General features: G+C 29.3%; 14 protein-coding genes. 2 read left to right on the top strand and 12 right to left on the bottom strand.

Annotated elements, in window-relative coordinates:
* Nucleotides 1–63: 63 nt before the first annotated feature.
* A complete protein-coding gene (locus RYO54_RS08570) occupies nt 64–2,442 on the top strand; it encodes a transglycosylase domain-containing protein (RefSeq protein ID WP_315117544.1) in 2,379 nt (792 codons plus the stop codon).
* A gap of 50 nt (nt 2,443–2,492) precedes the next feature.
* Here the strand turns inward: RYO54_RS08570 and spoVAE are convergent, their stop codons facing one another.
* From spoVAE to RYO54_RS08535, 7 genes are all read right to left on the bottom strand, one after another.
* On the bottom strand, nt 2,493–2,855 hold the full coding sequence (spoVAE, locus tag RYO54_RS08565) for a stage V sporulation protein AE (RefSeq protein WP_315117542.1): 363 nt from the start codon (nt 2,853–2,855) through the stop codon (nt 2,493–2,495).
* A gap of 3 nt (nt 2,856–2,858) precedes the next feature.
* The gene (gene spoVAD / locus RYO54_RS08560) at nt 2,859–3,881 is read right to left on the bottom strand and encodes a stage V sporulation protein AD (protein WP_315117539.1); all 1,023 of its coding nucleotides are present in this window, start codon (nt 3,879–3,881) and stop codon (nt 2,859–2,861) included.
* Between the two features lie 31 nt (nt 3,882–3,912).
* Nucleotides 3,913–4,368: a stage V sporulation protein AC gene (gene spoVAC, locus RYO54_RS08555; RefSeq protein ID WP_315117537.1), complete on the bottom strand. Its 456-nt coding sequence runs from the start codon at nt 4,366–4,368 to the stop codon at nt 3,913–3,915.
* 81 nt (nt 4,369–4,449) lie between these two features.
* Nucleotides 4,450–5,208, bottom strand: a complete 759-nt coding sequence (gene sigF / locus RYO54_RS08550) for an RNA polymerase sporulation sigma factor SigF (RefSeq protein ID WP_315117534.1) — start codon at nt 5,206–5,208, stop codon at nt 4,450–4,452.
* A 9-nt stretch (nt 5,209–5,217) separates the two neighbouring features.
* Nucleotides 5,218–5,646 carry an anti-sigma F factor gene (spoIIAB, locus tag RYO54_RS08545; protein WP_315117532.1) on the bottom strand — a complete coding sequence of 143 codons (429 nt, stop codon included), beginning with the start codon at nt 5,644–5,646 and terminating at the stop codon, nt 5,218–5,220.
* 15 nt (nt 5,647–5,661) lie between these two features.
* Complete coding sequence (spoIIAA, locus tag RYO54_RS08540; protein ID WP_315117530.1) at nt 5,662–5,997, bottom strand: anti-sigma F factor antagonist; 336 nt, start codon at nt 5,995–5,997, stop codon at nt 5,662–5,664.
* A gap of 168 nt (nt 5,998–6,165) precedes the next feature.
* Nucleotides 6,166–7,923, bottom strand: a complete 1,758-nt coding sequence (locus RYO54_RS08535) for an Eco57I restriction-modification methylase domain-containing protein (RefSeq protein ID WP_315117528.1) — start codon at nt 7,921–7,923, stop codon at nt 6,166–6,168.
* Nucleotides 7,924–7,974: 51 nt separating this feature from the next.
* Between RYO54_RS08535 and pdaA the strand changes: the two genes are divergently transcribed.
* The gene (gene pdaA, locus RYO54_RS08530; RefSeq protein ID WP_315117526.1) at nt 7,975–8,943 is read left to right on the top strand and encodes a delta-lactam-biosynthetic de-N-acetylase; all 969 of its coding nucleotides are present in this window, start codon (nt 7,975–7,977) and stop codon (nt 8,941–8,943) included.
* Nucleotides 8,944–9,036: 93 nt separating this feature from the next.
* Here pdaA and RYO54_RS08525 read toward each other — a convergent pair whose 3' ends face one another.
* Genes RYO54_RS08525 through RYO54_RS08505 form a run of 5 tightly spaced genes read right to left on the bottom strand, consistent with a single transcriptional unit; the run spans nt 9,037 to nt 14,329 of the window.
* Nucleotides 9,037–9,744 (bottom strand): WecB/TagA/CpsF family glycosyltransferase, encoded by a 708-nt coding sequence (locus tag RYO54_RS08525; protein ID WP_315117682.1) that lies wholly within the window; start codon nt 9,742–9,744, stop codon nt 9,037–9,039.
* Between the two features lie 12 nt (nt 9,745–9,756).
* Nucleotides 9,757–10,410, bottom strand: coding sequence for an exopolysaccharide biosynthesis polyprenyl glycosylphosphotransferase (locus RYO54_RS08520; RefSeq protein WP_315117522.1), 654 nt, complete (start codon nt 10,408–10,410; stop codon nt 9,757–9,759).
* A 12-nt stretch (nt 10,411–10,422) separates the two neighbouring features.
* A complete protein-coding gene (gene murJ / locus RYO54_RS08515) occupies nt 10,423–11,976 on the bottom strand; it encodes a murein biosynthesis integral membrane protein MurJ (RefSeq protein ID WP_315117520.1) in 1,554 nt (517 codons plus the stop codon).
* Entirely contained in the window at nt 11,977–13,092 is a 1,116-nt protein-coding gene (locus RYO54_RS08510; RefSeq protein WP_315117517.1) for a glycosyltransferase family 4 protein, read from the bottom strand.
* Nucleotides 13,079–14,329, bottom strand: coding sequence for an O-antigen ligase family protein (locus tag RYO54_RS08505; protein WP_315117514.1), 1,251 nt, complete (start codon nt 14,327–14,329; stop codon nt 13,079–13,081). Before RYO54_RS08505 ends, RYO54_RS08510 begins: the two co-directional genes overlap by 14 nt.
* Nucleotides 14,330–14,361: the final 32 nt, after the last annotated feature.

Here is a 14,361-nt window from a genome sequence, read left to right as displayed (position 1 = left end):
ACATTATATGATATAATAATAAGATAAATCTATTCTTTAATTTTTCAATTCAGGAGGAAAAGTATGAAAAATAATAAAACAAAGGCGGGCAAAAAGAAGAAACGTAGTCCTCGTAAAGTTTTAAAGATTACTGTTTTGACCATGTTTTTGATATTTTTATTTTTATCCGTCGCTGCCTTAGGTATAGGTTTAGCAATGATAAAAACAGCCCCACCTTTAGATATAAGCAAAGTACAAAGTTTGAATGAACTATCTGTTATATATGATGATAAAGGAAACTTAATGGACACAGTTGTATCGGATACTAATAGAACTGTAGTACCCTACAAACAGGTTCCTGAAAACTTAGTCAACGCATTTATCAGTATTGAAGATGAAAGATTCATAGGTCACAAAGGTGTAGACGTAAAAAGACTTGTTGGAGTTACCATCAAAAATGTACTAAATAAATTAAGCGGTAGTTCCAAGCTTCAAGGAGCATCTACAATTACTCAGCAGGTTGTTAGAAATACTATGCTATCCAATGAGGTTAAAATCAAGAGAAAAGTTCAAGAAATATATTTGTCTTTACAACTTGAAAAAGAATTATCTAAGGAACAAATTATAGAAGCTTATATGAATACTATACCTTTAGGAGGCCCTGCTCACGGGGTAGAGGCTGGTGCAAGACAATACTTTAATAAAAGTGTTAAGGATCTTAACTTAATTGAATCTGCATTTATATCAGGGCTAACTCAAAGTCCATCTACCTTTTATTTTGCTGTTGTATCAGGTGAAAATACCTCTTCTTATATGAATAGGACAAAGTCTGTATTAATGAAAATGAATGAACTTGGACATATAAGTGATGCTGAATATAAACAAGCCCTACAGGATTTAGATAATAATAAGTTAGTTTTCAATATTAATACTGCTGTAGGTACTAAAATTAAATATGAATGGTTTTCTAGAGAAGTTATAAAAAGAGTCAAAAATGATCTTATGGCTCAATACAAAATGAGTAAAGAAGAAGCAGAAAAAATGTTGATGTATGGTGGATTAAAAATATACACAACTATGGATAAAAGCTTGCAAGATTCCACTCAAAACACCCTTAATAATGTAGATAATGTTTTAGGGATTACTTCTAAAAATGATAATAATAAAATACTACAACCTCAATTATCGGCTACTATAGTAGATTACCACACAGGTGAGGTAAAAGCTTTAATTGGAGGAAGAGGTCCTCAACCTCCTTTATCCTTTAACAGAGCTACAGAATTCTATAGACCTGTTGGTTCAAGTATTAAACCATTGACAGTGCATGGCCCTGCAATTGATATGAAGCTTGCTACGGCGGCCTCAATTTATGAAGATGCACCTGTTCCATATGAGATAGGTAAATTATATCCTACAAATGGGCAGCCTTATAGTCCGGTAAATAGCCCTAATATATATGAAGGAAATATGACTTTAAGAGAATCCTTACAAAAATCTAAAAACGTAATTTCTGTACGAATAGATCATGAGGTTGGCTTAAAAAACGCCGCTGATTATGGACGAAAATTCGGATTAAAAATTGATAAAAGTACTGATGAGACTAGTATTGCTGCTCTTTCTTTAGGTCAGCTTTCCGGTAAAGATGGAGTAAGTGGTAGTAATACATTAGATATGGCAGTTGCCTTTGGAGTTTTCGGCAACAATGGTATGAAGGTTGAGCCATTGCTTTATAGAGAAGTAAAAGATAGAAATGGTAAGGTATTGTTAAAAGGTGACTATTCAACCTCAAAGGTTCTATCACCACAAGCTGCTTATATAATGTATGACTTATTAAGAGGTCCTGTAGATTATTTACCTGGCTCCACTGGTACTGGTGCTAACTTTAGCCCAATGGCTAGAGGAAAAACTGGAACTGCAACTGGTTCTAAAGACTTATGGTTTGCTGGATTAACTCCATATTATTCTGCAGCAATATGGATAGGAAAAGATGATAACTCTGACTTTAATACTTACGGAGAATTTGGTAGATATATAGGGAGTAATGACGCTTCAAGGATTTGGGGAGCTATAATGCAAGAAGCTCACAAAAACTTAGCCTATAAAGAAATTCCTAGACCTTCTGGTGTAGTGGGAGCTTCAATATGTACTATATCAGGAAAAATACCAAGCGCTCTTTGTCCAAAAGATACGATTAGAACGGAACTCTTTATTGATGGTACTGTTCCAACACAAATATGTAATCTTCATACAGAAGAACAAAAGCCTATAGAAGAAGACAAGGATAAAGATAAGGATAAGGACAAAGACAAAGATAAGGATAAAGGCAAGGATAAGGATAAAGATAAAGATAAAGACAAAGATAAGGATAAAGATAAAGACAAGGATAAGAATGAAGATAATTCTTCTGGAAACCAAGACGAAAATAATTCTGGTGATGAAGAAGTAGATATTCCTTTAGATTAAAATAGTAATATAAATAATCATTAAAAATAATATACCCTAATTAGGGTATATTATTTTTTTGTTTTTGGATTAAAAAGCAGTGACATTATATATCCAAATATTATTGCAGCACTAATCCCTCCTGCTGCACCTTTTATCCCCCCAGTAAAAACTCCTATCAATCCCTTTTCATTAACCTCTTTTATAGTAGATTTAGCTAAAGTGTATCCAAAACCCGGTAACGGTACTGTTGCTCCTGCTTTTCCTATGTCTACTACATAATCATAAATATTTAATCCTCCCAATATAACACCTAGCGTAACAAAGGTTACTAATATTCTTGCTGGAGTAAATTTAGTTTTATCTATTAATATTTGAGCTATTACACAAATAATTCCACCAACAATGAAAGAACTAATATAATCTCCTAACATATTTTATACGCCTCCAGTACCATATTCTATCGCTACTGCATGAGCTATTCCAGGCATGGTTTCTCCTTGTAAAGAAGAAGTAGGACTCATTAACGCTCCAGTAGATACCAACAGTACTCTTTTGAATTTACCGCTCAGCATATTATTATATAAGTATCCGCAATATACTACAGCAGAACATCCGCATCCACTTCCACCTGAATCCGTTCCTTGATTTTCATTGTCAAATATCTCTTCACCACAATCTATGTAATTGCTGCTGAGGTCATATCCATACTCTTTTAATAATTCTATAGTTATTTTTTTGCCTATCTTGCCTAAATCTCCAGTAGCTATTACATCATAATCCTTTGGACTTCTTCCCGTATCTTTAAAGTGACTATATAGTGTAGATACAGCTGCTGGCGCCATGGCTGCACCCATATTATTTGCATCAGTTATCCCATAGTCTTTTACCTTTCCTACTGTTACATAGGTTACATAAGGATAATTTCCTTCTCTCCCTAGTACCATAGAACCAGATCCAGTAACGGTCCATTGTGCAGTTGGTGGTCTCTGGCTTCCAAACTCTAGTGGAAATCTAAATTGCCTTTCTGCAGATGAAAAGTGAGAAGATGTAGCGGCTACAACATAATTAGCAAACCCACCGTCCATAGCCATTGAAGCCAGTGATAGAGATTCAGTCATTGTGGAACAAGCTCCATACAAACCAAAGAATGGTATATTCATATCTCTTGCAGCAAAACTAGAGGAGGTTAGTTGGTTCAATAAGTCCCCTGCAAACAAAAAATCTATATTTTCTTCTGTTAAATTAGCCTTCTTTATGCTTTCTGTTACAGCTTTATACAATAAGGTACTTTCTGCTTTCTCGAAACTATCCTCACCAATAAGGTCATCATTTACTATCACATCAAAATGATCTTTTAATGGACCTTCTCCTTCTTTAGGACCAACTATACTAAAAGTAGATATTATTCTAGGCTTACTATCTATTCTCATAGTCTGTTTACCAATTTTTTTTATCACATTATCACCTCTTACGATTACGTAAATTTTATTACATGATTTTCAAAAAATAATATACTAGCCCTACTATAAAAGAAGTGCTGATTCCATAAACTAACACTGGACCTGCTATAGTAAACATCTTCGCTCCTACTCCAAATACATAGCCTTCTTTTTTAAACTCCATAGCTGGTGATACCATAGAGTTTGAAAATCCAGTTATAGGTACTACTGTTCCAGCTCCACCAAATTTAGCAATCTTATCATAAACACCAATACCCGTTAGGAAAGCTCCTATAAATACCATTACTATGGAAACATAAGTACCTACTTCATCCTTTGGAACTCCTTTACTTAGAAAATAATTATTAACAAACTGGCCTATATCGCATATAATTCCTCCAACTATGAATGCATAAAAGCAATTTTTCAGAGTATTATTTTTAGGCTCTGTTTGGGTTGATAACGTTTGAAACTTTTCTTTTATCTGCTTTTCGTTTGATTTCATATTTTTCACCCCTTATAAAGATGCTAATAATATTTTGCACATAAATATAAATTTTAGTCCAAAAAAAATAGGATATGTAATTTATCCTATTTTTAATTTATCTTTCATCATTTTTAATACTCTTTTTTCAATTCTAGATACTTGCACCTGACTTATGCCCAACATTTTAGCAACCTCTACTTGAGTTTTATCTTTAAAATACCTCAGCATTATAATTTGGCGAGACTTCACATCTAATTTACTTATGGCTTCTTTAAGTGCAATTCTATTTACTATTTCGCTGTCCTCTTCGTAATTTTCACTAATTTTATCTATCAACATTATTGGCGAACCATCATCTTGATGAATAGTATCATATAAATATTGCATATTGTTTATAGATTCAGATGCAAATACTATTTCTTCTTTGTCTATACCTGAATATTCAGATAACTCTTCGATAGTAGGTTCTCTATTTAACTCTTTTGCCAAAGCTTCTTTATCATAGTGTAGCTTTCTAGCAGTGTTTTTTATACTTCTACTTACTTTGATGATACCATCGTCTCTTATAAATCTTTTTATTTCTCCCATTATCATAGGAACAGCATATGTAGAAAATTTCACACCATAATTTGAATCAAAATTATTTATAGCTTTAATCAACCCCATGCAACCAATTTGATAAATATCTTCGTATTCATATCCCCTATTTAGAAACTTTTTACTAATAGCAGAAACTAAAGGTAGATTTATCTCCACTACATTATTAAGTGCTTCTTTATCGCCATTTCTAGCTTTTTTTATCAGTTGTATATTGTCCTCGTAGTCATAAGTTACATTTTTTACCCTTTCTTCACTCATATTTTTCACCTAACTTAACGATTTAAAAACTTTTTTCATTATTATTTTAGTACCTTTTCCATGTGCAGATTCTATGGTTAAACTATCCATAAAAGATTCCATTACAGTAAAACCCATACCCGATCTTTCTAAATCTGGTCTAGAAGTATATAAAGGTTGCATAGCTAGGTCAATATTGTCAATTCCTATACCATTATCACATACTATTACAGTTAATTCTTTATCTTTTATGTAAGCCTCTACCTTTATTATATCTTCTTTATTATCGTATCCATGGATTATAGAGTTTGTAACTGCTTCAGACACAGCTGTTTTTACATCTGTTATTTCATCTATGGTTGGATCTAATTGGGACGCAAAAGCTGCCACTGCTACTCTAGCAAAGCTTTCATTCTCAGATTTGCTTAGAAATTCTATTTTCATCATGTTTTCATACATTGTTTTTTCCCCCCATTAAATATTTTCTAATGCTTCTTTATTGCTGTTATATAACTTAATTATTTTAAACATGCCTGATAGCTCGAACACTCTTTTTACTGAGTCAGTTACATTGGTAATACATACTTTACCTTTATTATGAGATAACTTTTTATATCTTCCAATAACTACTCCAATTCCTGAACTATCCATAAAAGAAACACCTGAAAAATCCATTATAAGCTTTTTTGTATCTTCTCTGCTTAACCTATCATCTATTTTGCTTCTTACCTCTTCTGCACTATGATGGTCCAGTTCTCCCATCATATAAACTAAAAGCTTATCCTCTTTATTTTCAAATTTTAAGTACATATCTTTCCCCCCAGTTTATTATTTGTCCATTTTTTCAATTATATAACAACTTATGTATTCTACATATTACATATTTTTCCTTCTTTTTTCTTAAAATGTATTATTTATTATTCCCAATAATATTTTTTTTATACATAAAAAGCATTAAATTCAAATGTAGATTAACTGTTATACTATATAGTTCTCAATAATATAAACTTCTTTTTCACAAAACCCAAAGTAGTTGTATATTTCTTCTTCCTTAAAATCCTTAACCTGAAATTTTTCTGGAATACATAGTTCCATCACTGTATTTGGATAGTATTCGTATAAATTCTCCCCAAGCTTTTTGCCAAAGGATTGAAAATAAAACTCATAGATTTTGCTGTTTAGTATAAATAATAAGAACTTATAATCATAATTAACATTTTCTTTTATTTTAATTGAATATATATCGGCGCTATAATAACTACCTATATCTAGGGCGAATCTATTATTACTACTTTTATATGGGAATATTATTTTTTCTCCTTCAAAAATGGATTTTTTCCTTCCCCATTGAAGATCATACCAATTCCTAATACCTTTTTTACATTCCCTTCTCTTAGATAATCTTTCTTTAAAAGCATCTAAATGTTTCATTATATTAGGGTATTTTTCTATATCATCATCATTTAAATATATTATATATTTATTATTGTTGCTTACAGAAAACTTATCTATATTGCTACTTTTTATCCATGGCTTTATTATATCCTCTTCTAATTTCTTCTCTACTATGTAATCCATATCTACTATGAAAGCTTTATCGCACCCCGTTATTATTCCTTGATTGCTTTCACATATGTCTTTTAATTTATTAAAACATTTACCTTCTATTTTTTTGATTATATCCCACTCTTTTTTTTCTCTTAAAATCCATCTTTCCTCATCTAATAACTTATAATTCAAATAAAAGCTATTAGAGCTTTTTTCTTCATTCTTAGATAAATATTTAATAAATTCTTCTTTATCTTTTCTATTGTTAGGCTTGATTATATTTATTTTATAATCTTCCATGTCATCATTATTTTTTATTTTTAAAAATAATATAGCTGGATCTATTCCTATATTCTTAAAGGGTCTCAACCCATAAAAATCTATTATTTTTTCTATTTTATAATTATCTAGTATATATTTTCTTAAACCTTTACCGTGTTGTGCTTCGATAAAATATCTTGACACTATAAAGCTTACTTTTCCTCCTACATAGGAATTTACTAGTGCAGCTTTAAAAAAAGCATAACATATATCTCCTTTATCTCTATATACTTCACTATATATTTCCTTGATTTTTTTTGAATATTCTTTATCCACTTGTTTATGACCTATGTAAGGTGGATTTCCTATTATAATATCAAATTTTTCAGTACTTTCTCCTCTTAGAAAATCATGATTTCTTAAGTTATTAGTATAAATAATTCCGCTTTCTATATAAATGTCTATTGAAAGTATCTGTAAAGCCTTTTTATCAATATCAATTCCATATATATTATTTTTTATAATATGCTCTTTTATATTAAACTCATTCAAATCTATGTTATTTTTTATATTTATTTCCTCTAAATTATTTCGATATATATCATATAAATACTTATATAAGGGAATTATAATATTACCACATCCACAAGAAGGATCTAATATTTTTATAAAAGGATTATTAATTATTTCTTCTTTAACTATAGTATTTTCTATAATGTAGTTTGCAATTTCAATTGGAGTATACACTACTCCAGTGCTTTTATTATCATTTAATATACTAAAGTATCTTTCACCAAATGTTTCCGAATCATCAATATTTAAGATGTTTTTGTATTTTATTACAGCTATTTCCTTGTATATATAATCTATAGGTTGTAAAATAATATTATATAGTTCCTCAATTTTTTCTGTAAATAAATCATACATTTTATATCTCTCCATCGTATATAAAGTAAAAGTAAGTAAAGTATATCATTAATGGCAGGTGATTTAAAGTTGAAAAGAAAGTCTAGAAGAAAAAGGTCTTTACTTAGTTTGTTATTATTCTTTTTTGTAGTATCCTCAGCCTTAGGAATATTTGTTAATAGAATTAATAAAACTAATAAAAATGATAATATTCCCATAGCTTCTGATGATAAAAAAGAAGATGATTTAAAAGATAAGAATGATAGAGTTGAAGAAAAAAATGAAGAAAAGGAAGATACTGATACTTCAAAACAAACCAGTTCTAATGTTAGTAGTAATTTAAATACAAAAGAAAGGGATTGGTTTTTCATACCTAAGAAAGATGGTTCTCCATCTGGTATACCTGATGATGTAGCTGAAATAATAAGTAAACATTCAGCTTATTATTTAGGAAATACTTCTGAAAAAATTATTTATCTAACCTTCGATGAGGGATATGAAAATGGTTATACTTCTAAAATACTTGATATTTTAAAAGAAAATGATGTAAAAGCTGCTTTCTTTGTAGTAAAACCATATATCAATAGTAACAAGGACTTAATTAAGCGTATGGTGGAAGAGGGACACTTAGTTTGTAATCACTCTAATACTCATCCTTCTATGGCTTCAGCGGCTCTTAAGGGTAAAGAAGCCTTTGAAAAAGAATTTACAGATACAGAAAAAGCTTTTGAAGAAGTTACCGGGCAAAAAATGCCTAAATTCTTTAGACCTCCAATGGGAAAATATAGTGAATTATCTCTACAGTACACAAAAGACTTAGGATATAAAACTATATTTTGGAGTTTTGCATATAATGATTGGGATATTAAGAAGCAGCCAAGTCATGAAACTGCAAAAAAAGTATTATTAGATAGAGCACATAGTGGCGGTATATATTTATTACACGCAGTATCAAAAACTAATACTGAAATTTTAGATTGGTTTATTAAGGACGCTAAGTCTAAAGGATATAGATTCGCATCTTTAAATGAATTACCTTAAATTTAAAATTATAGAGGCTATACTCAAGGAGTATAGCCTCTATAATTTAAGCTTTATTTCATTTGCTATGGCACTATCTACTAATTGATTCAACTACCCATTCTTAGAAACTTTTATTAAAAACTTGGGTATGGAAGATAATCTACTTATTCTCCATGGCTCCTTAGCTACTCTATATAGCCATTCCATCCCAATAGATATCATCCACTTTGGAGCTCTTTTTACTTCTCCTGCAAATACATCAATGCTTCCTCCCACTCCCATGAAAAGATTGCATTTCAGATTCTTCATATATTTACTAATAAACACTTCTTGTCTTGGAGAACCCATAGCAACAAATATAGCATATGGTTCAAGAGAATTTATCTCTTCAATAATTTCTTCACAACTATCTATATCAAAAAAACCATTATGCCATCCCAATATATTTAAGTTAGGGTATTTATTTTTTAAATTTTTAATACACTTTTCTAAAATTTCATCTTTAGTCCCTAATAAATATATCCCTTTTCCTTCCTCCCATGAGTATTTAATTATATCATCCATTACTTCAATCCCTGCTATCTTTTCTTTTACTGGCTTTTTAACCATCTTAGAAGCTATAACAGTACCTATTCCGTCTGGAATTATTATAGAAGTTCCCTCCGTGAAATTATTAAATAACAATTCATTATTTAATCCATTGCTTAACACTTCAGGATTACCAGATATCACATGCACCTTGTTAAGTTTTTTTATATAGTGTAAAAATTCTTTCTTATTTCCACTAAATATCTTATATCCTAATATATTAGTAAAAATTAAATCCTTCACTTAAAATGCCCCTTCTCTTTTAAATACTGAAAAAACAGTTTTAAATAGTATCTTTATATCAAATAGTATTGAAAAGTTTTGTATATAGGTTAAATCATAATTTATAGTCTTGCCTAATTCTATTTCTCCTCTTCCACTGACCTGGGCAAGACCGGTTATTCCTGGAGGTACTAATAATCTTTGTTTATATTCTGGCGGATAATATTTAACCACATCTGGAATTTCAGGTCTTGGTCCTACAAGACTCATATTACCTATAAATACATTGAATAATTGAGGTATTTCATCTAAACTAGTCTTCCTTAAAAATGATCCTATTTTAGTTATTCTGTTATCTTCTTTACTTTGAAACACAAAATTACTTATATCCTTTGGATTAATTTCTAAGCTTCTTTTCTTTTCGGCATTCATAACCATAGTTCTGAACTTATAAATCACAAAATCTTCTCCATTCTTTCCAACTCTCACTTGCTTAAATATAGCTGGTCCCTTGGAATCTAACTTTATAAGCAACACTATAATCACATAAACTGGAGAAAGTATAATTATCCCTATGGTCGACAAAATTAAATCCATTAGCCTTTTCATAAAAAATTGAAACTTTTTATTATTTATATGTTTTTCCATATCTATTTCAATAACCTTATTCTGCATAGTATCCTCCCTTTAATTCCTATGGATTTTATCCTTAACTAAATTAATTAAATACAAAAACTCTTCTATTTTTAATAAATATATTATACCAAAGTATACTGCACTTCCTAATATTAAACTAGATATTAAAGATATTAAGCTTCCTTTCATATTCATTCCAAATAATAGATTAACTTTATTATTGATAATAAATATAATAACTCCCATAATTAAAGAAGCAAATACTATTTTCAATAAACTGGTGAAAATATATCTTAGATTTATACCATTTAATTTTCTATCTAATTTTATAAGCATAACTATGGTAATTATGGCTGAAGATATTGATGTGGCTAAAGTTAATCCTGATACTCCCATATACTTCACTAAAAGAATATTTATCCCTATATTTATTATTATACCAATAAAACTATTAATCATAGGTGTATTAGTATCTTTTACTGAATAAAAAGCTTTATTCAAAACATCTCTTAGACCATAGGCTATCATTGCTGGTGAGTAAAAAAGTAGTGCATTAGCTGTTAAAGTAACTGCTCTATCATCAAAAGCACCTCTTTTAAACAATAATGTAATCAAAGGAATTCTAAGTATAGCAATGGCTACAGCCGCTGGAACCATTATTATAAAAATTACATTTATACCTTTTAGCAAAGCTTTTTTATATTCTTTTAAATTTTCTCCTGATGCATATCGAGACAATGTGGGATAAATAACCATTGCAATTCCAATTGCAAAAACCTCATATGCTAGGGTATTTAACTTGTTAGACAAATCTAAAGCTGTTACTGCACCTTCAAATATATTAACTGCAAAAGCTCTGTTTATAAAGTTATTGAGCTGTATTAAAGAAGTACTAATTATCACTGGTAACATTAAATTTACCATCTTCTTTAGCTCTTCATCCTTTAAATCTATATAAGATTCATACTTATATCCTAACTTTTTATACTTAGGAATATTTATCAGTAATTGCGCCAAAAACCCAATGACAGTTGCTAATGCAAAACCATATATCCCATACTTTTCAGTAAAGAAAACCAAGTATACGATAAAAACCACATTAGATACTATGGACATTGCTGCTGGTTCATAAAATTCATTGTGTGACTGCAGCACTCCAGTAATTACACTTTGTAAACTTACGAAAATTAATGATAGAACCATTAATCTAACTACACTCACTGAAGTATTAAATATTACTGGATCTTTGCTAAAACCACTACCAAAGGTCAAAACTATATATTTTGACAAGAAAAATATAATAACTGTCACTAAAATAGTAAAAATACTATAGGAATTTATAACATTATTAACAAATCTATTTCTTTTCTCTCTTGTATAGTTATTAATATGATCTGTATTCAATGGTATAAAAGTAGTAGTTAATCCATAGCTAATAGTAGTAAGTAAATATACTATCCCTATGGAAAAATTATATATATCAGCTGTATAGGTTGCCCCAAACTTAGCCGCTACCAAGGCATCTCTTACAATTGCAAAGAATTTCCCTAAGATTATAAGCAGCATAACAATTGCTGAATCTTTAATAAACTTATCCTTACTCATCTAATTCACTCCGGTCAATATATGTTTATATGTATTATAGTAATTTTGCCAAAATTTTTCTATGGAATACTTATCTACAATATGATTATAGAGGTTGTTTCCCATTAAATCCAATTTATCTTTTGTTAAATATGCTTGTTTCATTTTATCATAAATATCATCTTCTGAATAAGGGTCTATTAAAAAACCATTGTTTTTACTTATTATGGAAGACATATCTCCTACATTTGAACTTATAACGGTTTTCTTTGTTATGGCACTTTCTAATATAACTAATGGTGGAGCTCCCCCTTCGTTAAATGAGGTTAATATGCTAATGTTTGACCCATTAAAGTAATCTAATGCATTGTCTATGAAGCCTGCAAAAATAACCTTATCTTCAATATTTAGCTTTCGAACCCTATCCATTAATTCCTCTATAAGCTCTCCCCCTCCAAGTAAGAAAAGCTTAGTATCATTATATTCTTTATTAAGCCTACTAAAAGCATTAATTAAGCTATTATGATTTTTTATAGGATGCATTCTAGCAACCATAATATAAACAAAATCATCCTCTGATATATTATATTTCTTTCTTATTTTTTCTCTTGAAATACTAGGCTTATAATCTTCTATATCTATACCATTAGGTATTACATACTTTTTCCCTTGAAAGTTTTTTTCAATAAGCAAGTCTTTCAAATAATTGGATACACATATATAATTATCAAATCTTTTTAATCCCATTTTAGATAATGGAGTATATAGAATTTTCTTTACTTTATCATTTAAAAAATCATATCTATAGTCGCTGTGTATTGTCACTACTGCAGGTATTTTTATACTATTCTTTGTCAATAAATAAATAAAATTTGATTTAGCTCCATGAAAATTAACTATATCAATTTGATTTTTTTCTATGAATTCGCTTAAAGTACCATTTACCATCTCTTTTAAAGAGAAGGATACTATAGGAATATTTAAATCTGTCGCTTTATCATATAAAGGTCCATTCCCTATACATGCTATTTCACATTTCATATCATCTATATTATTTTTGCATATGTTTATTACGTGATTAGCTCCTCCACCATTATCATTTCCTGATATAATCTGCAATATCTTAATAGAAATCACCTGCCCTGCTTTCTCTATAATTTACAGCTTGAAAAACTGCTATTAATATCCAAAAAAAAGATATTACTTTAGGTGCTGAGAAAAAATTATCTATGAAATTCATACAAATAAAAGCTATGAAAGAGGCTAAAAATCCTTTATAAAATACTTTATAAAAATCATTTCTACTCCACTTTATAAATTTTATTAATTTTATAGCTATAGATAAAATCATAGCTGTAAATGCTATTGTACCAAAAATTCCAAGCTCCGTTTGTATCTTTAATATAATATTATGAGGATGAAAATTTTGTCCTGGGTAATATTCTATTTTATTTTTATATAGCAATCTATATTTTTCATATAATGCTCTATAATTTCCATTACCAACTCCTCTAATAGGATGATCTTTAATCATCATTAATGCTATATCCCAAAGTTTTATTCTTGACAAGTTTTGGCTTAGATCAGTAATTTCTACTACTCTATTCCATACCGCAGGTATGAATAAAGAAGCTCCTCCCAAACCAAATAACCCAATTATTATCTTCCAATTATAGGTTATAGCTAAAATAACACACCCTATAACTAATCCAACCCAAGCATTTCTTGAAAAGCTCAAAATTATGTTAATTAAAGCCATCAAAGATATCACGATATATATTATTTTTTTTCTTGTATTACTCTCATTTAATGCAAGCATTATCACCGGGAAAATAAATATAACCATAAAAACCCCAAGGTTATTTGAATTTTCTAAGGTTGAGAATATCCTAACCATAACACCATGCTCGCTTTGTTGCACATATCCTACTCCCTTAAAGTATTCAAAGATTCCAATTACACTAATTATACTTCCTGCTATAATATATAATTTTAAAATATTATCTAATATTTTACTTTCATTTAGCTGATATTTAATAATAAAATATAACATAATATAAGTAGAAAACCTAAGAGTTTCTCCTAAAGCTATTTTTCTATCAACAGAATAGCTTATAGAAATAAACATAATTCCTATCAATACAAATATGAATATATCTAAATAGTTTGTAAAAAAATCCTTAATTCCTTCAATGAATTTTTTTCTATGGTCTCTTACAAATATAATCGTTAATAAATAAAATAAAATCAACAAAGCTAATATTACATCCCCATTAAAAGGAATTTTTCCTACTTTAAATTTACTAGGTAATATAGGCAATAATAATACATAGGAATATAATAAAAGACTAAGTATTTTCTTCGGTATTCCCATAAATTCACCCTTCCTTCTTTTATTTAATCCAC

This window comes from uncultured Clostridium sp. (assembly GCF_963515715.1).
Lineage (GTDB): Bacteria > Bacillota > Clostridia > Clostridiales > Clostridiaceae > Clostridium_AW.
Note: the sequence above shows the minus strand (reverse complement) of the source record. Positions and strands in the feature narration are given on the sequence as shown.